Here is a 25,030-nt window from a genome sequence, read left to right as displayed (position 1 = left end):
GGTCGGTTCATAGCGTTCACGCCGGGCCGCGAATCACCATCCGCAGGCCGGCATAAGGCACAGCGTAGGGCGCGGCGGATGTGTCGGGGCGCTTCCGGCGGAGAGCACGCACGCCATCACAATCAGCGGACGCGGCGGGCGTCGACGGCGTCGGCCAGCTTGCGCAGCAGTTCGGCCGTGCGGTCCCACGGCACGCAGGAATCGGTGACGGACTGGCCGTACACCAGTTGGTCGAGCGGCGCGGGCTTCTGATTGCCGGCGACCAGGAAGCTTTCCATCATCACGCCGAGAACGCCCCGCTCACCGGCGGCGACGCGTTCGGCGATCTCCTCGACCACCTCGGCCTCACGCACCTCGTCCTTGCCGCAGTTGCCGTGCGCGGCGTCGATCACCAAGCCATGCTCGCTGGGGCCGGAAGCCTTCGAAGCCTTAAGAGACTCCAACGCCTCCGCCACGGACGCGGCGTCGTAGTTGGGGCCGTGGCTGGAGCCGCGCAGCACCAAATGGCAGTCGGGATTGCCCTTGGTTTCGGCGGAGATCACACGGCCGTCGAGGTTGATCGACAGGAAATGGTGTTCGAACGCGGCGGCGAAGCAGGAGTCGGCGGCCGCTTTGATGGAGCCGTCGGTGGAGTTCTTGAAGCCCACCGGCATCGACAGGCCGGAGGCGAGCTCGCGGTGCACCTGGCTTTCGGTGTTGCGCGCGCCAATCGCGCCCCAGCTGATCAGATCGCAGATGTACTGCGGGGTGATCGGGTCGAGCCATTCGGTGGCGGTGGGAAGTCCCAGGCTGAGCACGTCGGTGAGCACCTTGCGCGCCATCCACATGCCTTTGCGGATATTGAAGCGGCCGTCGAGGTCGGGATCGTTGATCAGGCCCTTCCAGCCGATGGTGGTGCGCGGCTTCTCGAAATACACGCGCATCACGATGACCAGACGGTCCTCGAGCTCGCGTTTGACGGCGGCGAGCTTCTCGGCGTATTCGTGCGCCGCCTTGGGGTCGTGGATCGAACAGGGGCCGACGATCACCAGAAGACGGTCGTCGCGGCTGTGCAGCACGTCGCGGATCTCCTGGCGCGAATGCAGCACCAGCTCGCTCATCTCGTCGGTGAGCGGCAGCTCCTTCAGAAACGCGCGGGGCGCGGGAATCGGGTCGAGCTGGCGGATGTTGACGTCGACCGTCTCCGGAAAGACGGCCTGCTCCCCCAAGCGACGATCGTCTTCGGAACTGTCCGGACCGCGCAATGCTGCCATGCCGACTCTCCTCTCTGCGTGCGAATGTATGAATATACACGGGCGTTACGAACACCCCACCTTAACGGATGGGGTGCGATACGCGAAACCGGATGACCGTTACGTGGAACGGCCCCAAGCCGCACGCGGCGTCAGGCGGCTTTCTTCCGGCACATCAACAGGTGGTCGGCCACCATCACGGTCTCCCCGCGCTGGTTGATGATGGCGAACCAGCGTACGCGACGAGTTGGCACCCGAAGCCTCCAGTTGGCACCCGGATATTGCGGCCTCGAATCGCGAATGGCGGAATAGCGCCACGACGCGCATGGAGACGACGGAGACGGGTGCCAACTGGAGCCATCAAGTGCCAACTCGATGGCAAGACACCTTGCGATACGCGAAGCCGGATGCACGTTACATGAATATGGATACGTGACGGGCATCCGGCTTTATCAACATGAGTGGCAGGGTTGGGTTGTATGGAGTTCCGCTTGGGACAGCCCACAGGGCTGTTCTCCATACGGCTTGTCCGCTCAGGTGCGCTGGTCTTTCAGGTTGGGTTGTATGGAGCTACATGGAATCGGCCCACCGGGCCGATTCCATTATGCCGCCTCCGCGCTTGTTTTGTAATTGCGCTTTGCGCAATTACGCAAGCGCGCCCATTGGATCCCAGGCGGGGAGCATGGTCGCGGGCTCGTCGAGGGCGGCCTGGTATTCGGCGGGGAGCATGGACTTGGGGACGGCCACCTCGTAGACGTATTCGGTGAACCAGTCGTCGCTCATGGTGAAGTAGCCCTTGTCGGCGATCTTCGCGCCCCAGGAGTTCTCCACGCGCCAACGGCGGGTGGAGGTGCCGTCCTCGGCCACATCCACGCCGGCGAACGCCATCGCATGGTTCATGGCGGAGTCGGCGAAGCGCACGCGCTGCTCCTTGTCCAAGTCGAAGTCCACGTCGTAGACCTTGCCGTATTCGAACAGGTCGGTGGCCCACGCGCCGTTCTCGCGGTCCATGAACGGGTGGCAGTCGGCGCCGAACCACACCGGAATGCCCTGTTCCACAAGGATCCTGCGCACGCAGTCCTTCATGAACTGGTTGGGCACGTTGAGGTATTCGGTCGGGTCGCCGCCGGCCACGTTGCCCAGATGCTCGATGCCGATCTTCTTGCCCTTGGCGTGCTCGGCGCGCGGATCATCCACCAGGCACACGTAGTCCTCAAGGCCGGCGGAACCCACGTACTTGTTCCAGAACTCGACCGGCGTGATCTCGCCGTCGCGGTGGAACTCGCCGTCCTTGTCGGTCCATTCCCAGTCGAAGGAGACGGGCGGCTCACCCAGGTGGATGGTGAGGATGCGGTGGCCGGCGGCGCGGGCGTCGGCGATCGTCTCGTCGATCGCATCCCGATCGGCGTACATGTGGGCCACGGCGGTGTGCAGCAGGCGGCGCAGCTGCGTGTTCATCTCACCGGTGTTGATCGAGGAGGCGGTCTCCGGGTAGAGGTCCTTCGGCACGGCGCCGTACTTCTTGTAGACGTTCATGGCCATGGTCCACTGGCCGCCGTCGCCCATCACGTCGGCGAGCAGATGCTGGATCAGGCGGGAGTCGGCGGGCTCGCCGGCGCGCACGAGGGCGGCCACATCCTGCAGGAAGTAGTTGACGCGCTCGAGCTTGTCGTAGTACATCGCGTAGTTCTGCGAGAACTCGAACTCCTTGAGCCCCATGTTCTTCTTGGCCACGAAGCGGGCCACATTCAGCGAGCTGAACAGCCAGCAGCGGCCGGAACGGTCCTGATGGGTGGCCTCGCCGTTGTCCACCGTGGTCGAGAAGCGACGCTGCAGCAGGCGGGCGCGATCATAGTTGCGGGCCACCTTGTCGATGCCGGCGGCGGTGACGGCGTTCATCGCCAGACGGTTCGTGCCGTCGGCCTGGAACTCGTCGCGCAGCGCGCCCAGCGCCTCGCCGGTCAATGGCGTCAATTCGCTCATATCTACTCCTTTGTTGTTTTCGTGCGCTTGTGGCGCAAACATACGGACGGCATCTGGATGGCTTCATCCAGATGCCGCGCGTTCACCGTTGTGCAAGTCTAATACACTTCCGCCCGCCGGTCGACCGGGCGAAGACCGGCCGACTACTGTTGGGAGGATTCGTTGCCGTCGCCTTCGGAGTCGCCATCCGAAACGAAATCCCATTCTTCGGAGTCGACGGATTCGTCGGACGCCGCTTCGGAAGGCTCGTTTTCAGCGGATTCGGAAGTCTCATCCACCGCGTTCATCACCGGCAGGCCGTCGGCCGGAGCTCCTTCGCCTTCGCCGCCGAACGCGAATCCACTGAACGCGCTGGCGAACATGGCGCGAAGTTCGGAGACGCGCTGGGTGATGGCGGCCTCACGCTGCTGCAGGTCGGCGATATGGCTGGTCAGGCCGTCCAACTCGCCCTGAGCGGCCTGACGGCGCTCCTCGATCTGCAAATCGGCGTCCTCACCGGCCTTCTTGACGATGCTCGCGGCCTGCTCGTCCGCGGACCGACGACGCTCGGACGCATAGGAGTCGGCCTCCTCACGCACGGTTTTGGCCTGCGAGATCAGCTCGTCGGCCTCACGCTTGGCCGCCTCGCGGCGCTCCTCGAGGTTCGCCAGCAGCTCGTTGACCTTCTGCGTGGCACCATCCTGTTGGGCGGCGATGTCGCTGCGAATCTGCTCGACCTCGGCACTTACCTGGCTGACCGTGGACGTGCGGTTCACCTCGGCCTCATCAAGGATCTCCTGGGCCTTGGCTTTGGCAGCATCCACGATTTCGGAGGCCCTGCGCTGGGCGTCGGTGGTCATCTTCGCGACCTGCTCGCGCACGTCGGCGAGACGCCTGTTCGCCTCCGCGAGCGCGGCCTCGATCTGGTCGTTCGCCTCGCTTTTCAGGTCGGCGATCTCCTGATTGGCGGTTTTGCGCTGCTCGGCCACCTGTTGCGTGGCGTCGGCGCGCAGTTCGGACAGTTCACGCTCGTGCGCGGCGCGCTCGGAGGCAAGACGCTTGTCATGCTCCTCACGCAGATTACTCAGTTCCAATTCCACGGTCTGGCGCTGTTCGGTGACGTTCTTGTTGGTTTCCGAACGCAGCTGTTCCATCTCCTCGCGCACGTTGGAGGCGACCGTTTCGGCTTCGCTCTGCGCGGAATCGAGCAGGGTCGCGGCCTTGGCGTTCGCGTCGTCGATGATGTGCTGCGCGTCGAGGCGGGCGTTGTTGATCAGCGTCTCGGCCTGGGCCTGGGCGGCGGTGCGTGTGGCGGAGGCATCCTGCTTGGCGCGTTCGAGCAGTTCCGAACTGGTCTGTTCCGCGGAGGCGAGCATCTTCTGGGCATTGGCGCCAAGGGAGGTGAAGGAGCTGCCCTGCGGCTTGCGGTTCCGCTCCTCCTGCAACTGCGCCTGCAACTGCAGGATGCGGTCGTCCCCGGCCTTGATCTGCTCGCGCATGCGGGCCAACGTCTGCTGGGCCTGCTTGATGGATCCCTGCATCACATCAAAAGCGTCATCGACCTTATCCTTGTCATATCCCCTCAACACGACCGGAAAGCGATCCACCATTATTCGTCCTTTCGCACACGCACCCACGTCTATCGGTGCCACCGCAATGCACTGTAGCGCATGGAGATCGGCACACGCCCAACGAGTTATGAATCCTCACCATGCATGCAAAAGGCACTGTCCTCAAAGGGGTAAAAGGGACCAAAAGGAACACGAGGGTCGAGGAGGCGCAGGGGCGCGTCCGCGGCGCGGCCCCGCGGCTAATCGATGAGGATGTCCGATGAGGACGGCTTGAGATAGTAGCCGATCGTCTCGCGCACCACATCGCGGCCGGCATCGATCTGGCGTTCCAACGGCAGCCCGCGCCGCCCCACGCCGACCACTCCGGTTTCGCTCACCTGCGGGAAGCTGACGAAGCCGCTGAGCACGCGCTCCTGCCCACTGGTCCAGTTGAGCAGGTTATAGAACAGCGAGTTGCACACGAAAGTGCCCGCGTCCGAACTCAAGGTGGCGGGGATGCCGTCGCGGGCGAAATCGCGCATGATCGAACGCAGCGGCAAACGCGTCCAATACGCGGCCGGACCATCCGGGTCGATGGGCTCGCGGGTGGGCGTCATATTGTCGATGTCCGGCTTGGCGGCGTCCATCAGATTGGTGGCGCAACGTTCGAGCATCACCCCGCGGGCGGCGTGCTTCAGACCGGTGGCGATGATGATGTCCGCATGCACGGCCTCGATGGATTCCAACAGCAGGGGCCAGGCGTTGGCGAAACTCACCGGCAGACCCACCGTGTGAATCGCCACATTGACGTCGCCCAACGCGCCGATGTCGCCCAGACCTTGGTCGGCCAGCGCCTTGGGCACCTCATAGGAGGGGTTGACGCTCACGCCGTCGTAGTGGTCGAATCCGCAAATCACGACATTCAGCTGCTTCATAATCCTCCAGTCTAACCGTCGCGCCGGTGACGCCGCTCACTGCTGGTCCGTCAGCAACGCGTCGGCGAGCATCCGGCGCATGCGCGCGTGCGCCCGTTCCTTGGCATCGGCCGCCTCGGCCTGTTCGGCGATGCGTTCCGCCGTGGGCATGTCGGCCAAGGTGGTGATTTTGAGATTGGTTTCGGCACCCGCGACGATGGCCACCGGCTCGTCGGGCAGATAGTCGACCACCACACGCGTGTCGTCGGTGGGGTGGAAGTCCGGATCGGCGGCCGCCAGCTCGTAGGCGCGGCGGATGGTCGCATAGCGGAAGGATTGCGGGGTCTGCGCGCGGAACGTGTCGGGACGGTCGGGCACGTTGCGCACCACCTTGCACCCGTCCAGGTCAGCGGTGAGCAGCACGGTGTCGGTGGAGGGTATCGCCACGGTGGCGGCCGTGAAGCGGTCGAGCGCGTCGATCGAACCGTCGATGGCGGACTGTTCCACGAACGGACGCACCGCATCGTGGATGAGGATCTTCGCCTCGCCGGGAACGCCGGCCCGCGCCAATGTGTCCAAGGCGGCGGCGGTGCTGTCCGCGCGTTCGGCGCCGCCGTCGATCACCATACGCACCTTGCCGTAGCCGGACCGCCCGATCAGCTGCTCCACCGTGGCACGCACCTGCGGATTGACCACCACGATGATGTCGCTGATCCTGCGGTTGCGGTCGAAGGCCTCGATGCTCCAGCAGATGATCGGCTTGCCGCCGACCGACACCAATTGTTTGGGATTGGCCGGGTCGAAGCGCGTGCCGAAGCCCGCCGCCAGCACCACCGCCACCACCGGCGGCTGCGTCCGCGCCGCCGGCGCGTCATGGATCTCATCATTCTCGCTCATAGTTCCCCACCGTAGGTCGTGGCGCGCGCCGCATGGCCGCGGACGCGCGCATTCTGCACGGAATCGCCGCTCACTCCTGCACGATCAACGCGAGCATGCGCCCCTCGTGGCGTTTGTTCGCCAACGAGGCGCGGCGGTGCGAATACCACAGCGGATTCTCCAACGTGCACATGCTGTGGCGGATATTCTTCAGTCGGGCGGGCAGATCGTCGCCCTCGCCGTCACCCGCGCACAATGCGGCCAGTTCCGCGTCCTCGGACAGATATTGGGTCGCGGCGGCGACGCGCGGACGCGAGGCGATCACGCCGTCGCGCGGCACGCCGGCCTTCTCCAGTTCGGCCAACGCGGCGGCGCTTATGTCGATGCCGGGCTTGCCGAAGCGGCTGAGCGTGAAGGTGCCGGGGAATTGCGCGTCGAATTCGTCGGCCGCCTCATCGCCCACCTCATAGCAGTCGCCGCAGATGGCGGGGCCGAGCGTGGCGACGACGCGGCTTGGATCGGCGCCTTTGGCCCGCATCAGGTCGATGGTCGAGCCGATCACGCCCTGCTGCAATCCACGGCGGCCGCAATGGGCAGCGCCGATCACACCGGCCACCGGGTCGGCGAGCAGCACGGGCAGGCAGTCGGCGGCGAACACACCCAAGGCGACGCCGGTGCGGCTGGTCACCTGGGCGTCGGCTTCGATCACCGTGGGATGCAGGTCGGCGCCGCGCGTGCCCGAAGCGTCGAAACCGAACGGCGCGTTGTCCGCGAAGGCCTCGTCGATATCGACCGCACTGCCGGAATGCACCTGGCTGACCAGCGAGAGGCGGGCGCCCAACGATTCGGCGAGCGCGACGCGGTTGGCGAGCACATGGGCCGGGGAGTCCTCGGATTTACCGCCGAGATTGCAGTTGCCGAACCCGCCCGCGCTGACGCCGCCGAGACGGGTGGTGTACACGGCCGTGACGCCGGGTGCGAGGGCGACCGGGATGGTCACGGGGATGGGTTGGCCCTGCTTGTCCACGGGACTGAGGGCCATGCTGTCGAGAATCGCGTCGTCGTATTTCACCATGGCACCCAGTGTAGTGGGTGCCTCGCGGCGCTCCGGCATCCCGCGAGGCGGCACGGCGGGCAGTCGGACAAGACGGGCGGCTCTGGGTGGGCGCGCGCAGGACGGGCAGAACAGGCAGGACGCACGAGAGCAGGGCGGAACGGGCGGGACAGGCGCGGCATCACCCGTCCCGACCATTTCAGGCGGCTTTGAGCGTGGGCTTTTTGGTGCGCGAACGGATGGCCGCGTTCACCGGCACCTCGTGCGGGCAGGGCAGCGAGAACACGTGGGCCGGATTGTTGACGGCCGGCACGGGATCGCCGTTCTCGTCGCGCAGTCCGCTTTCGGGCACGGTGTAGGCCAGCGGCGGCGCGCCGGGCAGCACGAATTCAACCAGTTGGCCGGGTTCGATTTTGTTGCGGCTCATGATGGTCACACGCCCGCCTTCGCTCGCGCTCCACGACAGCACTTCGCCGACGACCAGCCATGCGCGGAAGTATGCGGAACGGTCGGTGTTCTGGGTGACCTTCTGGTCGGGGTAGTAGAAGCCGGTCGAATAATCGCGGTGGGCCACCTTGTCCGGCTCTTCGAGCAGCCAGTCGGGCAGAACCACGGGCGGGGCGGGCGCGGCCAGAGCGTGCCGCCAGCCGTCGGACGCCTCGGACAATCCCGCGATCTCACGCGCGTCGGCCGACGCGGCGTTGGCCTTGCGGCGGGTGCTGCGCGCGGCGGAGTCGGCGGGCCCGGCGATGCCGATGGTGCCGACGGGACCGACGGAATCGGCGGTTCCAGCGGAATCAACGGATCCGGCGGAGTCGGCCGTCCTGGCGGAATCAGCAGTGCCGACGGAATCAGCAGAGGAAGCCGAACCGGCGGAGTCGACGGAACAGGAGCAGGAGCCGGCACCATCGCCATCGCATCGGGCGGCGGCATCGGGCACCCCGGCGAACGCGGCGTCCGACTGGGCCATAATCGCGTCCGGCTCGGCGAGCATCGCGGCGAACCCGCGCTCATCCACGCCCTCGTCGACCAGCCAATCGGGCATCGGCGCGTCGGGGCGGATCACACGGTCGTGGAAGGGCTTGAGCACAGCGCCGTCCGCGTCCTCGAAACCCCGCTGGCGCATATACTCGTTGACGGCGGTTTTGTAGGCGTTGGTCATCGCGGCGATGTAATACGCGCTTTTGGAGCGGCCTTCGATCTTCAGACTGGTCGCGCCCGAATCGATCAGCGCGTCGATATGCGCGAGCATGTTCATATCCTGCGAATTGAACAGGTACGCGCCCTCCTCGGTCTGTTCGATCGGATAGTACTGGCCGGGGCGCTTCTCCTCGACGATCGAATACTTCCAACGGCATGGCTGCGCGCATTCGCCGTGGTTGCCGTCGCGGCCGGTCAGATAGTTGGAGAACAGGCACCGGCCGGAAAAGGCCATGCACATCGCGCCATGCACGAAGCATTCCACATCCATGTCGTCGGGGATGCGCGCGCGGATGTCGCGCACGGCCTGCAGGTCCATCTCGCGGGCGAGCACCACGCGGCGCGCGCCCAGCTCGTACAGGGCGTTGGCGGCCTGGTAGTTCGTCACACCGGCCTGGGTGGAGACGTGGAGTTCAAGATTCGGCGCGATCTGGCGGGCCATCATCAGCACGCCGATGTCGGAGACGATCAGCGCGTCCACGCCGGTGTCCTTGAGCTGGCCGAGATAGGCGCGCAAGGCCTCGACCTCGTCGTTGCGCGGCAGCACGTTGCAGGTCACGTACACGCGAGAGCCGCGTTCGTGGGCATAGCGCGCGCCCTCCTCGAAATCCGCGAGGCTGAGGTTCTTCGGGGCGGACCGCATGCCGAAGGCCTTGCCGCCGCAGTAGACGGCGTCCGCGCCGTAGTCCACCGCGGTTTTCAATCCTCTGAGATTGCCCGCGGGGGCGAGCACTTCGGGCTTGCGTCTCATATGCATGTTGACCGTCGAATTCATCACGCCCAACAGTGTATCGGTGGCAGTGGTCCCGCTACTGTAGTGCCTTATGAAGATCGATATCGTGAGCGTGTTCCCCGAATACTTCGAGGTGCTGAACCTGAGCCTGCTGGGCAAGGCGCAGGCCAAAGGGCTGGTGGAGGTCACGGCGCACAACCTGCGCGACTGGACCTATGACGTGCATCATTCCGTGGACGACACCCCGGTCGGCGGCGGCGCCGGCATGGTGATGAAGCCCGAGGTGTGGGCCGAATGCCTGGACGAACTGCTGGGGTTTGACCCGCAATCGCAGGGCGAGTCGGAGAATTCGGGCGACAGGTCCGGCCCTATTGAGCGGACCGACCAGGCTGACCAAACCGGCCCAACCAACCCGCTCAATCAGGATGGTCCGGCCAATCAGGCCAATCATGCCGACCCAACCAACCAAGGCGGGCCAATTAACCAGACTGATCAGCTCAATGAGAGTGGTCAAACCAATCAGACCGACCTGACCTCACCCGCCAACCAGACCGGCACAATCGAACAAGATGGTCAGACCGAACGGACCGGCCAAGGCGACGCGAGCCGCCCGGTGCTGATTCTGCCGAATCCCTCCGCGCCCCTGTTCACCCAACGCGACGCGACCGAGCTGAGCCATGCGGGGCATCTGCTGTTCGGCTGCGGACGATACGAGGGCTATGACGCGCGCATCCCCGCCTATTATCGCGGGCGGGGCGTGGATGTGCGCGAGTATTCGATTGGCGACTATGTGCTCAACGGCGGCGAAGTGGCGGTGTCGGTGATGCTGGAGGCGATCACCCGCCTGCTGCCCGGATTCATGGGCAATCCCCAATCCATCGTGACGGAGTCGTACACCGGTCAGGACGCGTTGTTGGAGCATCGGCAGTACACCAAGCCGGCGGTGTGGCGCAGCATGGCGGTTCCTGACGTGTTGCTGTCGGGCGACCACGCCAAAGTCGACCGGTTCCGCCGCGACGAGGCGCTGGCGCGTACCAGCGAAATCCGCCCGGATCTGATTGAGGCGTTGGATTGCTCGGCGTTGAGCAAGGCCGACCGCAAAACGTTGATGGCGCTCGGCTGGGAGGTCTCCGGCGAGCGTCCGCGTCGCTTGGCATAGGGCTTGCAACGCTTTAACCATTTGCGTCCCTGTTCGGCCGACAAACCGCGAAATGGCGGTGGCGCGATGCGCTTGGTGGTTAAAGCGTTGTAGTTGACGTGTTGTCAACCAACCCGCTCGATATAGAACACGGCGGTTTCGCCATAATCACGACGTTCGGTGACCTCCCAGCCTTCAGGGGCCGTAGGCTCATCGGAACGGGTGGAGCGCTCAAGCATGATCAGCGCGCCATCGGCGGCGAAGCCATTCGTCGCCAGATCGGCCAGTAAGCGGTCGCAGTCTTCGGTGGCGAAGGCGTACGGCGGGTCGATCATAATCACATCGAACGGCGCGGCGGTTGGAACGGCGGCATATCGCTCCGCCTTGGCCTTGACCACTTTGGCGGCCATGCCGGCATCCCATGAACGGTTGCGTTTCAATTCGCCCAAGGTTTTGGCGATCAGCGCGGCCGCGGGCGCGGCGGCCTCGACCGCCACCAATTCCCGCGCTCCACGGCTGAGCGCTTCGATGCCCAGCGCGCCGGTTCCGGCGAACAGGTCGAGCACACGGGCATCATCGAGCACGCCCCACGCGTCGAGACGGGAGAATATCGCCTCTTTGGTTCGGTCGGTGGTCGGCCTGGTGCCCGGCTTCGGAGTGGCCAGCGCCACACCCTTGAATCGTCCTGAAATCACACGCATATCGACCCACTGTAGGCCATGCGCCGCCTAAAGCACTCCATCCAGTTGGCACTTGACCCCTCCAGTTGGCACCCCGTTTCCGGCACCAGCTCCGACGGAACACCACGAATCACTGGTTTTCCAACGTTTTTGAAATAGCGACATCAGCAGACGGCCAGATCTGGGTGCCAACTGGAGGAGTCAAGTGCCAACTCGTTCACGAACTGGTCAGGAAGGTCTCGTTGCCGCGGGTGAAATCAAGCACCGCGCCGGCCAGCTGCACTTCGCCGGCCAGTTCCGGATCCTCGGCGAGCAGCCGCTCGGCACGGGCGCGCGCGTCGGTGATCAGATCCACGTCCTTGACCACACGCAGCAGCTTCAATCCTGATTTGCCGCCGGATTGCGCGTCTCCCAGCACGTCGCCGGCCCCGCGGAATTCCAGGTCGGCCTGCGCGATTTCGGCACCATCCAAAGTTCCGTGAATGACTTCGAGCCGCTGTTCGGCGGGAGAGGCGGCTTCGGCGCGCGAGATCAGGAACGCCCAGCTCGGTGTGCCGCCACGCCCCACACGGCCTCGCAGCTGGTGCAGCTGGGACAGTCCGTACCGGTCGGCGTCGAAGATCACGATGCAGCTGGCCTGTTTCACATCCACGCCGACCTCGATCACGGTGGTGGCCACCAGCACCGGCGTCGTACCGTCCGCGAACTGGCTCATCACCTGGGTTTTGGTCTCGTCTTTGTCTCGCCCGGTGAGCGTGGCGAAGGAGATTCCTTGGAATTGCGGCAGTTTCGACAGACGGTCGGCGATTTCGGCAACGGTATGCAGCGGCGGCCGGACGGGCGCGTCTTCGGCTTGCGCATCGGGAACGTCATAGGGATCGATCTCCGCGAACGCCTGCCGTTGCGCACGAGCGTCATCGGCGGCGGCGTGCGCTCGCGCACGAGTGCCGCCTGTCGTGGAATCCGATCCGACCGCGCCCGGATCATCGTCCTCCCCATTGTCATCGATGCGCGCGCAGACAACATAGGCCCGTTCCCCCGCATCAAGCCGCGTCCGAATATGCGCGAACATCCGGCCCATGGTGTTCGCGTCGTCCTCGTTGACCACGACGGTGCGAATCGGCTTGCGCCCGCCGGGCAGTTCGGTGAGCCATGAGATGTCGAGGTCGCCGAACCAGGTCATCGCCGCGGTGCGTGGAATCGGCGTGGCCGTCATCACCAGCAGATGCGGTGCCAGATCGGCTTTGGCGTTCAGGCTTTCGCGCTGTTCCACGCCGAATCGATGCTGTTCATCGATCACCACCAACGCCAGATTCGGCGCTTGGAAGGTTTTGGAGAAGGCGGCGTGCGTGGCCACCACGATGCACGGCTCGCCGCTGGCCGTCTGGGCGAGAGCCTTGCGCCGCGCGGCGAGTTTCATTCCGCCGGTGAGCAACGTCACCGGCACACCAAGCCCGTCCACCATGCGTGCGATGGAGTCAGCATGCTGTTCGGCCAACACCTGTGTGGGCGCGACCATCACCGCCTGATATCCGGCACCGACGGCCTGCAACATGGCGGCGAGCGCCACCACTGTTTTGCCGGAGCCCACCTCGCCCTGCAGGAGGCGTTGCATGGGCCAGTCGCGCGTCATATCCTCCGCGATGTCGTCGATCACCTGACGCTGGCCGCCGGTGAGCGTGAACGGCAGCGAGGCGATGAAGCGGTCCCGCAATGGGACTTCCGCATCCGTGGCGTTCCGCGCGACATGCGGCTGCGATGACGACACGTCGTCTGCATGATCGTCTGCGTCCCCTTCCGCGACGAGGGCTTTCGATGGAGGCTGCGCGCTCTGCGGGGCAAACGCGCCTCCCGGAGTCAACGGGCAGGGATGCGCGGCCGATTTGCGGGCGTGGGCGCGCGCTTGCAGCAACGAGGTCTGCGCGACGAAGGCTTCTTCGTACCGCAGTGTGTCGATGCCGGCGCGGAAGGCTTTGGTGGAGTCGGGGTTGTGGATGGCGAGGAAGGCTTCGGCCCGACGCAGCAGCCCGCGTTCGACGCGAATCGCGTCGGGCAGGATGTCGGGAATGGCGTCGGCGAGACGGTCGAGGGAGATGCCCGGCCGCGTCTCGGACGGATCGGCGGCCCCGTCCACGCCACCGGGTCCGACGGAGCCGGTCGCTTCGACGGGCTCGGCCGATTCCGCGCCTCCCCTCGAGCCCGCAGCGCCAACGGCGTCCGGGCCCGCGACTGCGGCGTTCGTGGCGTCGCCTGACTCGGCCAGCATGCGCAGCAGTCCCAGAATCGTCTCATGGATATGCTCGGAGGAGATGCGCGAGCTGGCATGATAGACGGGCCTCGGCCGGGTCAGACGAGGCATCGCCTCGGCGACCGTGGCCGCATCGTATTGCAGGGCGGAGGGTGACGCCGAGGGAAGCGGCGCGGAGAACGCGTCGCCGGCGGTCGACGTCGGAAGCCCATCGCCGGAGGCGGCGCCAAAGGCATCACGGTTCGGCTGGGGCATGACGGTGAGGATTTCGGGATGGGTGAATTGGGCTTGTCCCATATATTCGGTTGGTGCGCCGGCGATCACCAGCGTCTCCCCCGCGCGCAGCCGCATGCCCAGCCAATCCACATAGGATTTCCTATAGGAGAAAAAGGTGAGCCGAGCCACCGAGCCTGCGGCGTTGCGCGTACGCGCGAAGTCGGAATCGTCGACCAACGCCTCCAGACGGTAGCCACGGCGGGTGTTCATCGGCACCACGCGCAACGACCGCACCATAACGGCGCAGGCCATCGGCTGACCGGGAGCTCCTTCGCGGATGGCGCGTTGGGGCACGGGTTCGGTGACGCGGAACGGGTAGTAGGTCAGCGCGTCGCCCACGGTGGTCACACCCAACGATTTGAGCGCGGACACGCGACGCTTGTTCGTCAGCAACGACGAGAGTGCGGTGTCCAAGGTGATGCTCATAACGCTCCATTGTATGGCGTGGCCGTCCGAACGATCCCGCCGACCCGTCCCAACGGCACATACTCTCGTCATTCTGGGCGGAGCCCGAGGGGCGAGGCGCAAGAATCTCACGACCCGGCCGTCAGGATGGGATCCTTGCGCCTCGCTGCGCTCCGCTCAGGATGACGAGAAGGAGGGCGGAAGACGCTCCGCTTGGAATGACAGAGGAAAACGCAAGAAGCCCCGTCGAGCGAACTCGATGGGGCTTCCTTTAAGCGTTATTCGCGACTCAGGCGACCACGCGCTGAACCTTGCCGGCCTTGAGGCACTTGCCGCACACGCGAACGCGGGTGTTCTCGCCGTCGATCGTGGTGCGCACAGGCTGCAGGTTCGGGCGGAAGGTACGCTTGGTACGACGGTGCGAATGGGAAACGGTGAAACCGGTCTGCGGTCCCTTGCCGCACACTGCGCAACGAGCTGCCATGATGAACTCCCTTAAACCTTTGTGTTTTCAAGTCTTCCTGTATCCAGGGCACTGTCCTGAACACACAACTTCCCGAATATACCGCGAAATGCCGACATATGCAACATCAGCGTGTATCATAGCCGCCCATCTTGGAGGATTTCGGCGGCAAACCACCGAAACCGGCGTCTTGCACCGAGCCGGCCGCAGGCGCGGGAAGCATGCCGATCATACCATCCGCACCCGGCCATGCGACACCCGTCACATGTCCGCCCCATCACGCCGGACCGCCGAACCGACGGGGCGGAGCGGCGGACCTTGCGTCCGCACCAGCCACAGCACGCCCTCCTCCAGCACACCGACCACGCAACATCCGTCGCACGACCGGCCGCCACACCGAATCGACGGGCGGATCAGATGGCCTCGCGGCCGCGCAGGATCGCGGCATGTTCGCCGCCAGCTTACCGCCCCGAGAACGACATAATCATCCCCGATGACTATTGCGTCTCCCAGCTGACGTTCATAAACTCGCGGTAAGACTACAACGAAGGGATGTAAGTCAAGGAGGACACAGCATGCTTGGATTGGATATCCCGGAAAACACCTGGCTCGGCAGCCTGCTGACGAAACGCCGCAAGAAGGCCGCCGACACCGCGCAGGAGACGCAGACGACGAATGGCGCGACAACGGACGCAACCGGCGCCGCAAACTCCGGAGGCGGCGCGGGAGCGTCGGCCGACCGCATGGCGCGCCATGACGCCCGGGTGGTAGGCACGGCGGAAACGGAGAACGCCACGGCCAAGGCAGACGCCGCATCCGCCGCCGACAACGCCCACGTTCCTTCCGTGATCTCACTCGGACAGGTCTGGGTCGACATCATGATGGACGTCGACACATTGCCGACCTCCGGTGGGTTCACCGTCGCCGGCGACACCACGCCCACGGTCGGCGGCAGCTATCGCGTGCTACAGGCGGTCGGCGCGATGGGCGTCCCCGCCGCACACGCCGGCATCATCGGCAGCGGAGTCTGGGCCACGACCGTACGGCGCGCCTTCGAGGAGGCCGGCATCCGCCATATCGGCCCGGACCGACTCGACGCCGATTCGGGTTTCCGTCTCGTGTTCCATGACGGCACGGACCGCAAAACCTTCGTCGCCCGCTACGGCGCGGAGGCTCAGGGCAACGAGGCGACCTTCGCCGCGCTCGACCCGGCCGCGGGCGATGTGGTGCACATCAGCGGCAATACGCTGCTCGACCACACCGCCGCCGGCATCGACGAATTCGTCCATCGCGCCGGCACCGACCCGAAGCAACGCCGATACCAGTTGGTGATCAACCCGACCAAAACACTGAGTCTGGTCAACGACCATCTGCTGGAGGACCTCGTGCTCGCCCGCCCCATCTGGTCATGCAACCGTCAGGAGGCGCAGACTTTGGCCGACCGGCTCGGCGTGTTCGTGGACGATTCCGCCACGTTGACCGTCGGCGGCGGATTCGACAAGTCGATGGAGGCGCTGTGCGAGGCGCTTGGTGAGACGCTGCGCGCACCGCTGGTGGTCCGGGCCGGATCACGTGGCGCGTGGGTGCGCGAGCCGGGCGGCGCGACCCGCCACATCGAGGGGTTCCCCACCAAGGCCGTGCACACACGTTCCGCGGGCGGATGCCACACCGGAACGATGTGCGCCATGCTGTCCAGAGGATGGGGACTTGAGGATGCGACCCGCATCGCGAACGCGGCGGCGGCGCTCGCCATCCAGCGCAGCGTCAACGGCGTGCCCGTGGCCCCAGGCTATGATGAGGCGCTCGCGTTGGCCGACGGGAATGAAAACGAGAACGGAAACGGAAACGGGAGCGCCGCTGGGCGGACGACGGGTGTGCCCGCCGAATAGCTCCGCAGATCGGATCAGCCGGAGCAACCGGATTAACCGGGCCGACCAGGCCGACCAGGCCGACCAGGCCGACCGGACCAACCAGACCGACCGGACCAACCGGGCCGACCGGGTTAATCGGGCCGATCTGGCCGTTCCGCCGGCGAGACCCCTCTCCGTCGACCCACCGCGCTGGCCGGCCGTGAAGGTCCACGCGGCGCACATGCCGGTCCGCACTTGTTCATCCGATATTCACCTGCATGCGTCCGCAGCGCTCCGCGGCATCTTCTACGATGGAACCATTGCATAAGGCAGGAGTATCGATGGCCGAACAGACGAACGACGCCGCATCCACCACGGCGGACACCATTGCGGGAACCACGGCGGACACGATGGACGACGCACCGACCGCAGGCATGGGACTGACCGCCCGCGAAAGAAAATGGATCGCCTACGACGTGGGCAATTCCGCGTTCGTGCTGCTGTCCACCGCGGTGGTGCCGATCTACGCGAACTCGCTGCTTGAGGCCGCCGGTCAGAACGACATCGTGTCCACCTGGGGGTACGCGCAGACGGTCGCCTCGCTGGTGATCGCGGTGCTGATGCCGTTGCTCGGCTCGATCGCCGACGTGCAGGGCATGAAGGTGCGGTTCTTCTGCGGCTTCTTCGGCACGGGTGTGGTGACCTGCTGCGCGATGGCGCTGCCGTTGAGCTGGCTGCCGTTTCTCGTGTTCTATGTGCTGGCGACCATCGGTTTGAACGGTTCGCTCACGTTCTACGATTCCATGCTGATCGACACCACCACGAACGAGCGCATGGACCGCGTCTCCTCGCACGGCTACGGCTGGGGCTATGTCGGTTCGACGGTGCCGTTCCTCGTGTGCATCGCCTTGATTTTCGGCGGACCCGCGCTGCTCGGATTGGACACCGCATTCTGCACGCGCATATCGTTCCTCATCACGGCCGTATGGTGGGCGGTGTTCACGATTCCGCTGCTGACCAGCTATCGGCAGAAGCACTACCGCGCCACACGGGACCAGCTCGGCGCGGCGGTGCGCGGCACGTTCCATGAGTTGGGCTCCACCTTCGGCAAAATCGTGAAGAACAAGCCGTTGTGGATGTTCATGCTCGCGTTCTTCTTCTATATCGACGCGGTGAATACGGTGATCACGATGAGCACCTCCTACGGCACGCAGCTGGGACTCGACTCCACGCAACTGGTGATCGCGCTGCTCGTCACGCAGTTCGTCGCCTTCCCCTGCGCGATCCTGTATGGCCGTCTGGCCGGACGATTCGGTGCGAAACCGATGATCGTCATCGCCGTGGTGGCGTATATGTGCATCGTGTTCTTCGCCGCGTTCTTCCTGCGCTCCGAAGTGCAGTTCTGGATTCTGGCGATTCTCGTCGGCATGTTCCAGGGCGGAATCCAGGCGCTGTCGCGTTCCTATTACGGCAAGCTGGTTCCGAAAACCCATGCGAACGAGTATTACGGCTTCTACGATATCTTCGGCAAAACGGCTTCGATCATCGGCACCTTCCTGGTGGCCACCACCACGACGATCACCGGCGACGCCTCGATCGGCGTGCTCTCCATCGCCATCCTGCTGGCGTTGGCGCTCGTGTTCCTGCTGCTGCAGAAGGATCCGACGCGGCGCTGACAGGTCTTCATTTCCTTCGCTTTCACCCTCGCAAGCGTGGACGAAATGATGCCTACCGTTCGTCCACGCTGAGAATCATCCGAACCTGGGCGAACCGATAGTTACTGCCAATTCATCCACGCTGGGCCACTGCGGCATCACTGCTAATGCCGTACGAGCCGATGGCCGCGGCGATAAAGGAAGGCGCGCACCAGCGAACAGGCGACGATCACGACCACGGCGAGCAATACGAGGAACGCGTGGTGCGCGCCCTCGACCGTCGCGGCGCGATAGCCGGCCGAACCGATCTCGCCGACATTCGCCCCCGACTGCGCGATGGCCAGGATCACCGACATCGTGGTGGTTCCGGCGGCGCCGGCGAGCTGCTGGAACGTGCTGAACAGCGCGTTGCCGTCGGCGGTGAGCTCGTCGGGCAAATCGCTCAGACCACTGGTCATGATGTTGGAGAACGCCATCGGGAAGCCCAACATATACACCACGTAGAACACGGCGAGCTGCGGCAGGCTGGACGATCCGTCGACCAGCGTGGCCATCAACGCCACGCCGAGCAACGCCACCGCGGTCGCAACGCAGATCGGCCGTGCGGGCCCGAAGCGGTCGAGCATGGCACCGCCGACCGGAGCGAGAAGCGCGCCGATCAACGCGCCGGGCAGAATCACCAGACCCGCGGCCATCACCGTGGAACCGAAGCCGAGCTGCGCCAGATTCGGCAGCAGATAGCCGAAGCTGATGGTGGTGCCTTGGAACAGCATATAGGCGAGCAGATGCCAGCGGAACGAGACGCTGCGCAGCACTCCAAGCCGGATCATAGGCGAGAACGAACGGCGCGACATCAGCGCGAACGCCACCAGCGCCGCCGCACCCACAACCACCAGCACGATGGCGAGCGCCAGCGAACCGGCCGCGCCCGAACCATCCGCGCCACCGGCCCCATCAGCACCGGACGCGAGCGCCGTGACGGCCGCCCCTCCCCGGTCGAGCGCGATGATCAGCGAAACGAAACCGACCACGATGCACAGCATATGCAGCGGATTGAGATGCGCGTCCTCCAACGGCGCGGACTGGCGGATGCTGACCAATCCGACGACCAGCGAAAGCGCCAGCAGAGGCAGCACGATGACGAACACATAGCGCCATGACAGGAACGTGCTCACGAATCCGCCGAATGTGGGTCCCAGAGCCGGCGCGGTGCCGATCAGAACATTACCCACGCCCATCAGCACGCCGACGCGCGATCTCGGGGACTGTTCGACGATGATGTTGATCATCAGCGGCATGGCCACGCCGGTGCCGATGCCTTGCAGCAGGCGCGCGGCGAGCAGCATCGGGAAGTTCACGGCGAGCAGGGCCACCGCCGCGCCGGCGATGCACAGCACGGACGCGGCGACGAACTGCGAGCGAAGCGTGCATTTGCGTTTGAGATACGAGGACAGCGGCACGGTGAGCGCCACCATCAGCAGATAGCCGGTGGTGAGCCATTGCACGGTGCTGGTGCCGACGTGGAATTCCGCCATGAGTTCGGGGAACAGCACGTTCATCACCGTTTCGGTGAGGATGCCGATGAAGGTGAGCAGTCCTGTGGCGATGATGGAGCCGACCAGTCTCGGTGTGATCGTTTCGGGTCGGGAGAATCCGCCGGACGTTCCGGCGGCCACGGCCGCGTTGGTTGTTTCAGTCGCGTCGGCCGCGTCGGCCATGGCGCGCGCGGCGTTATCGGAAGATACGAGTTGCTCTTTCGTGGTGAGAGTATGTGACATTACCCATAATGCGCCGTCCCCGGCAATACCTTTCCGTGTCCTGTTCGGATCCGCGCGGCATACGAGAATCGACCCGAATCCCCTTCGGGTCGTGTGCGCGGTGAATCGTGCGGAAACAGGCATCCGCACTGGGCCATGGTAGGTCGGATGCCAGACAGACGTCCGCGCATGTCCGCCATACGTACGGCCACGCGCCCGCGCACACGTGCACCTGCGCCCCGCGCAGCCATGCCCGCGCACACGCACCAGCACAGCCGTATTCCCGAGCGGCCGTGTCATCCGTGCCATCCGCGCCGAAACCCCATGCCCGTGCCATCTCCCGTCCATTCCCACGGTGATTACGTCCACACGCGCACCGCCCCATCTTTCGCATTCCTTCTCCCGCAACGCGGCACGCCGACTTACGAAGATGCGAAAAACCGTGTACGGTGAACGCTGTTTCGAAAACCGCATGACTTAGTCGTATCCCCTTGGGAAGCAGGTCATGCGGTTTTTCTTTGCCCCGCACGGCGGCCATACGCCGCGCATTTCGTCTCGCGGGCACAAGTGTGAGGTAACGAATCGGGAGAAGGGCTCCCGCAACGCAAATATATGAGAGAGGTACCACAACGTGACTTCGTCTGAAACCACGTCAATCAACCATGCCGTCAATGGCACCGACACCGTCGGCACCGCCGACGCCACGAACGCCGCCACCGTCGCCTATCCGAAGCATCCGCACCGCGTGATGCTGGGCCTGTACATCGGCGCGTTCCTCGGCATGCTGTCCGAAACGTCCATGAACATCGCCCTGCCCGACCTGATGGATTCCTTCGGGGTCTCCGCCGGCACCGCGCAGTGGATGGTCGTGGGTTATATGCTCGCCATCGGCATCGTGCTGCCGTTCGTCGGTCTGATGCTCAAATGGGTCAACACCCGCACGCTGGCGATTTTCGCGCTCGCCTGCTTCTTCGTGGGCGCGCTGGTCTCCACCTTCGCCGTGAGCTTCCCGATGCTGCTCACCGGCCGCATCATCCAAGGCGTGTGCACGGGCATCGCCCTGCCGACCATGTACGCCGTGATCATGCGCGTGTTCCCGATGAGCCAGATCGGCGCCGCGAACGGCGTGGCCGGTCTGGTCATCATGTTCGCCCCGGTGATCGGCCCGACCGTCGCCGGCATGCTGATCGGCGCGTTCTCGTGGCGCGCGATTTTCGCCATGTTCGCCATCGTCGCCGCGGTCGCGCTGGTCTGCGCCGCAGCCACGCTGACCAATCCGATCGAGGTGACCCGTCCGAAGATCGATCTGCCGTCCGTCCTCTCCTCCGTGATCGGCTTCGGCGGCCTGGTCGCCGGCGTCTCTATGATCAGCGACATGGGATTCTCCCCCACGGTGATCGTGCTGCTGGTCGTCGGCGTCGTTGTGCTCGCGTTCTACGTCTGGCGCCAGCTGCATATGGAGTCCCCGATCCTCGACCTGCGCGCGCTGGGCATCGCCGCGTTCCGCACCCCGGCCATCATGGTCACGCTGTCGTTCACCTGCACGCTGGCGCTGATGTATCTGGTGCCGCAGGAGCTGCAGCGCGGTCTTGGCTTGAGCTCCACGGTCGCGGGTCTGCTGATGCTGCCCGGCGGCATCGTCAACGCCGCCTGCTCGCTGATGGCCGGCCGTCTCTACGACCGTAAGGGCGCGTCCATGCTGGTGCGCGTCGGTGCGGTGGTCGCGATTATCGGCGATGCCCTGCTGCTGGCGATGGGCGTGAACACCTCGACCGCGTTCTTCGTGCTGGCCCATGTGGTGCTGATGATCGGCATCCCGCTGATGCAGCAGCCCGCCCAGTCCGCCGCGCTCAAGGGTCTGCCGCGCGAGCTGGCGACCGACGGCAGCGCGATCCTCAACACGATGCAGCAGGTCGTAGCCGCCATCGGCACCGCCGTCGCCACCTGCCTGCTCGGCTTGGGCGAGTCCAACTACACGGCCGCCGGCGGCACCAACGCCGCTCAGGGCTTCGTGGACGGCTCCCGCTACGGCTACGTGTTCGGCCTCGCGCTGGTCGTGATCGTGCTGGTCATGTCGTTCTTCCTGCGCGAACGCAAAAACTAGTTCGTTCTTCGCGCGATTCCTCTAAAAGCGGCGCTGTCGTCTTGTCAGCGCCGCTTTTTACATGAACGTTTCCACTGCCGGACTCTTATCGAGACTAGGATGGTGGCGAGGCCATTCGAGACGACTGACGGGAGGCGCGCGATGGGCAATATCTGCGACTACGTGCGCGACGAGACGCGCGGATTCGACGAGCTGCCGTTCAATGCGGTGGACGCGCTTGTGCTGTCGCAGCTCTCCTACGAGAGCATCCCCTCACTGGTGCCGCGACTGATCGACGAGGTCGAATGCTTCGGCACATTCGCGCGCCGGGCTCGCAGGTTCTCTTGGAAGAACCCCGCGCAATCCATTCGCGCGCTGGTGCGGGCGCCGTTCTCGCCGGTCACGCTCGAGCAGGTGAACACGGTGCTGCACGGCGACGTCGACGATGTCTGCACGCATCCGGTGCATCTGACCGGCATCGCGGACACCAAGCAGGTGCATGAATTCGTACGCGCCACGGCCGCGAACCCCCGTTTCTCAAGCCTGCCGATGGGCGCTTTCGCCGAACAGTTCGACCGCCGCGAGCAGACGCAGTTCGCGGCCGTGACCTTCCGCCTGCCCGATGGCACGCTGGTGCTGACGTTTCGGGGCACCGACGATTCGCTGGTCGGGTGGAAGGAGGACTTCAACATGGCCTTCCAATACCCCGTTCCGGCGCAGGAGGCCGCCGCCGAGTATCTGCTTGTGGTGGCGGGCATGTGGAAGGGACCGATCATCCTGGCGGGCCATTCGAAGGGCGGGAATGTGGCGGTGTACGCGGCGATGAACGCGCCCGCCAACATCCAGAGCCGCATCACCGCGGTGTATTCGCTGGACGGCCCCGGCTTTCCGAGGGATGTCGTCCAAGGCGACGCCTATGCGAGCATCATGGGCAAGATCCGCAAAATCGTGCCCGACTCGTCGATTATCGGCATGGTGCTGGAGACTCCTGAGCCCTGCACGGTGGTCAAGTCGGATGTGGAGGGCGTGATGCAGCATTTCGCCTTCTCCTGGCAGGTGGAGGGCGACCGTTTCGTCGAGGTCGATGATATGGCCGCCAGCTCGCACACCTTCAACGAGTCGTTCAACCAGTGGATGACCGGCCTGACGCCCGAGGAACGGAAGCATGCGGTGGACGCGCTGTTCCAGGTGTTGCACGCAAGCGGGTCGACCACATTCTCCGGACTGCTGTCGGCCATGCCGATGGCTCTGCCGGGCATGATCGGCACGATCGTGGGGCTCACACCGGACGAACGCAAGCATATCCACGAGGCGATGAAGATGCTGTTCACGGCCGCCATGGCGCGCAACACCGCCGTCACGCGCTAAGCGAAACGGTCTCTTTATTGGTCAGTTTGCCCAATATTTTATTGTACACTGGCCACAATTCGTTCCAGTCGGAGCCATATCAGGGAGGCCGCATGTCACGACCACGACGAGATTCCGAGATCCTGCCGGCCACGACGCGTATGGAAAACGCCTTCTGGGAGCTGTTGCGCGCCCAGGAATACCGCCGGATCACCGTCACCGACATCGTGCGCGAAGCCGGTGTGAACCGCAACTCCTTCTACTACCACTATTCCGGTCTGCCCGAACTGGCCGACGCCGCGATCCTCCACGAGGTGGAGCGCACGCCGCTCGTCGAGGTCCCCGCGCCCCATCAGGAGAACCTCAAACACCAGTGGGGCGCCCGCGCCAAAGAGCTGATCTGCGCCCCCGAGCAGCGCCAGCGCCTCGACCGGCTGGCTCTGGTCGCGGGATCGCACAGCTCGCCGGAACTCTTGGATTCGCTATGCGATTTCGGCCGAATGACGATCAGCTCCATGCTGCAGCTCGACACCGAGCATCTCGACCTCAAAACCGACCTCATGCTCGACTTCGCCGTCGGAGGCCTGCTCTCCGTGCTGCGACGCTGGCCCACGCTGAGTGAGACCATCGCCGTCGAGGATCTGCTCAACGAGGACATCGCCGTGCTGGCCATGGGCATGTACCTGAGCATGTCGAAGGCGGATATGCTCGACTACTGGAACCAGGTGTTCTCCAACACCGTGCTCGCCCAGCATCCGGATTCCGACGATTCGAACGCGGTACGATAGCCTCACCCGAATAGTCGACATAAGGAGCGTCATGAACGATGCGATGACCGCGGTGGGACTCTGGTTCGCCGCCAACGCCGGCAAACTGATCTGGTTGGCGATCGTGGTCGCGGCCGGAGCGGTGTCCACCAGGATCCTCAGCCGTCTGATGCGTCACGCGCTCGACAAAACCGACATTCCCAGCGCCTCGATCTTCATCAATCTCATGCGCGTGCTCATCTGGGTTCTCGCCGCCGCCATGGTGCTGCAACCTGTGTTCGGTATCAACCCCACAACAATCGTCACCGCGCTTGGCGTCGGCGGCGTGGCGCTTTCGCTTGGCCTGAAAGACACCATCGCGAACATCATCGGCGGCTTCGGTCTGATGTTCGGCAAGGTGATCCAACCGGGCGACCTGGTCTCCATCTCCGGCACCACCGGCACGGTCAAGGACATCACCTGGCGTCAGACCGTAATCGCGGAGCGCGGCGGCAACGAGATGGTGATTCCGAACTCCGTGCTCAACACCGCCCAATTGGAACGTCTGACCGAATCCAGCGAAGGCCTCGCGCGCGTGCCGTTCACCGCCAAAGCCGACGTGGACGTCGCCGAGGTGGAACGCGATATCCTCACGCGACTGCAGGGCGTCATCGACGACTGCACATTGCCCGACAATCCGCCGCTGGTCAAATTCTCCGGATTCTCGCCGTACGGCGTCTCCGGCGAGGTGCTGCTTTTCGCCGACGCGGACACGCTTCCCTCCACCGTGGCCGACCGCGCCTCGCGCGCGCTGGCCGGCGCCGACTGGATGGCGACGGCCTTCTGATCCGCCAGACCCAT

General features: G+C 64.9%; 18 protein-coding genes. 7 read left to right on the top strand and 11 right to left on the bottom strand.

Annotated features, from left to right (window positions below; translation table 11 throughout):
• Positions 1–122 precede the first annotated feature (122 nt).
• The 7 genes from BL8807_RS05970 to BL8807_RS05940 all read right to left on the bottom strand — a co-directional run bounded on the left by BL8807_RS05970 (position 123) and on the right by BL8807_RS05940 (position 9,563).
• Positions 123–1,253, bottom strand: coding sequence for a 3-deoxy-7-phosphoheptulonate synthase (locus tag BL8807_RS05970; RefSeq protein WP_072724734.1), 1,131 nt, complete (start codon positions 1,251–1,253; stop codon positions 123–125).
• 624 nt (positions 1,254–1,877) lie between these two features.
• Positions 1,878–3,215, bottom strand: coding sequence for a C1 family peptidase (locus BL8807_RS05965; RefSeq protein WP_072724733.1), 1,338 nt, complete (start codon positions 3,213–3,215; stop codon positions 1,878–1,880).
• A gap of 143 nt (positions 3,216–3,358) precedes the next feature.
• On the bottom strand, positions 3,359–4,804 hold the full coding sequence (locus BL8807_RS05960) for a cell division protein (RefSeq protein WP_072724732.1): 1,446 nt from the start codon (positions 4,802–4,804) through the stop codon (positions 3,359–3,361).
• A gap of 200 nt (positions 4,805–5,004) precedes the next feature.
• Positions 5,005–5,679, bottom strand: coding sequence for a pyroglutamyl-peptidase I (locus BL8807_RS05955; protein WP_072724731.1), 675 nt, complete (start codon positions 5,677–5,679; stop codon positions 5,005–5,007).
• Positions 5,680–5,715: 36 nt separating this feature from the next.
• On the bottom strand, positions 5,716–6,555 hold the full coding sequence (locus BL8807_RS05950) for an IspD/TarI family cytidylyltransferase (protein WP_072724730.1): 840 nt from the start codon (positions 6,553–6,555) through the stop codon (positions 5,716–5,718).
• 70 nt (positions 6,556–6,625) lie between these two features.
• On the bottom strand, positions 6,626–7,609 hold the full coding sequence (locus BL8807_RS05945) for a purine nucleoside phosphorylase YfiH/LACC1 family protein (protein WP_072724729.1): 984 nt from the start codon (positions 7,607–7,609) through the stop codon (positions 6,626–6,628).
• A 178-nt stretch (positions 7,610–7,787) separates the two neighbouring features.
• Positions 7,788–9,563, bottom strand: a complete 1,776-nt coding sequence (locus BL8807_RS05940; RefSeq protein WP_072725080.1) for a peptidase U32 family protein — start codon at positions 9,561–9,563, stop codon at positions 7,788–7,790.
• A gap of 49 nt (positions 9,564–9,612) precedes the next feature.
• On the opposite strand from BL8807_RS05940, the gene BL8807_RS05935 reads away from it, so the two are divergent.
• Positions 9,613–10,680 (top strand): tRNA (guanine(37)-N(1))-methyltransferase, encoded by a 1,068-nt coding sequence (locus BL8807_RS05935; protein WP_072724721.1) that lies wholly within the window; start codon positions 9,613–9,615, stop codon positions 10,678–10,680.
• A gap of 104 nt (positions 10,681–10,784) precedes the next feature.
• Here the strand turns inward: BL8807_RS05935 and rsmD are convergent, their stop codons facing one another.
• The 3 genes from rsmD to rpmB form a co-directional block, all read right to left on the bottom strand.
• A complete protein-coding gene (gene rsmD / locus BL8807_RS05930) occupies positions 10,785–11,360 on the bottom strand; it encodes a 16S rRNA (guanine(966)-N(2))-methyltransferase RsmD (protein WP_072724719.1) in 576 nt (191 codons plus the stop codon).
• A gap of 196 nt (positions 11,361–11,556) precedes the next feature.
• Positions 11,557–14,289, bottom strand: coding sequence for an ATP-dependent DNA helicase RecG (locus BL8807_RS05925; protein WP_072724717.1), 2,733 nt, complete (start codon positions 14,287–14,289; stop codon positions 11,557–11,559).
• A 268-nt stretch (positions 14,290–14,557) separates the two neighbouring features.
• On the bottom strand, positions 14,558–14,752 hold the full coding sequence (gene rpmB / locus BL8807_RS05920; RefSeq protein ID WP_072724715.1) for a 50S ribosomal protein L28: 195 nt from the start codon (positions 14,750–14,752) through the stop codon (positions 14,558–14,560).
• A 554-nt stretch (positions 14,753–15,306) separates the two neighbouring features.
• Between rpmB and BL8807_RS05915 the strand changes: the two genes are divergently transcribed.
• Both BL8807_RS05915 and BL8807_RS05910 read left to right on the top strand, forming a co-directional pair.
• Positions 15,307–16,620 (top strand): PfkB family carbohydrate kinase, encoded by a 1,314-nt coding sequence (locus tag BL8807_RS05915; protein ID WP_226847277.1) that lies wholly within the window; start codon positions 15,307–15,309, stop codon positions 16,618–16,620.
• A 371-nt stretch (positions 16,621–16,991) separates the two neighbouring features.
• Positions 16,992–18,257, top strand: coding sequence for an MFS transporter (locus BL8807_RS05910; RefSeq protein ID WP_072725076.1), 1,266 nt, complete (start codon positions 16,992–16,994; stop codon positions 18,255–18,257).
• A 143-nt stretch (positions 18,258–18,400) separates the two neighbouring features.
• On the opposite strand, the gene BL8807_RS05905 is transcribed toward BL8807_RS05910, so the two are convergent.
• On the bottom strand, positions 18,401–20,014 hold the full coding sequence (locus BL8807_RS05905; RefSeq protein ID WP_162493609.1) for an MFS transporter: 1,614 nt from the start codon (positions 20,012–20,014) through the stop codon (positions 18,401–18,403).
• A 610-nt stretch (positions 20,015–20,624) separates the two neighbouring features.
• Between BL8807_RS05905 and BL8807_RS05900 the strand changes: the two genes are divergently transcribed.
• The 4 genes from BL8807_RS05900 to BL8807_RS05885 all read left to right on the top strand — a co-directional run bounded on the left by BL8807_RS05900 (position 20,625) and on the right by BL8807_RS05885 (position 25,016).
• Complete coding sequence (locus BL8807_RS05900) at positions 20,625–22,097, top strand: MFS transporter (protein WP_226847275.1); 1,473 nt, start codon at positions 20,625–20,627, stop codon at positions 22,095–22,097.
• A gap of 141 nt (positions 22,098–22,238) precedes the next feature.
• Positions 22,239–23,444: a DUF2974 domain-containing protein gene (locus BL8807_RS05895; protein ID WP_072724713.1), complete on the top strand. Its 1,206-nt coding sequence runs from the start codon at positions 22,239–22,241 to the stop codon at positions 23,442–23,444.
• Between the two features lie 92 nt (positions 23,445–23,536).
• A complete protein-coding gene (locus BL8807_RS05890) occupies positions 23,537–24,211 on the top strand; it encodes a TetR/AcrR family transcriptional regulator (RefSeq protein WP_072724712.1) in 675 nt (224 codons plus the stop codon).
• A gap of 31 nt (positions 24,212–24,242) precedes the next feature.
• Positions 24,243–25,016 (top strand): mechanosensitive ion channel family protein, encoded by a 774-nt coding sequence (locus tag BL8807_RS05885; protein WP_083570146.1) that lies wholly within the window; start codon positions 24,243–24,245, stop codon positions 25,014–25,016.
• The last annotated feature ends 14 nt before the right edge of the window (positions 25,017–25,030 follow it).

This window comes from Bifidobacterium lemurum (assembly GCF_014898175.1).
Taxonomy (GTDB): Bacteria; Actinomycetota; Actinomycetes; order Actinomycetales; family Bifidobacteriaceae; genus Bifidobacterium; species Bifidobacterium lemurum.
This window is presented reverse-complemented; position numbering and strand designations above follow the sequence as displayed.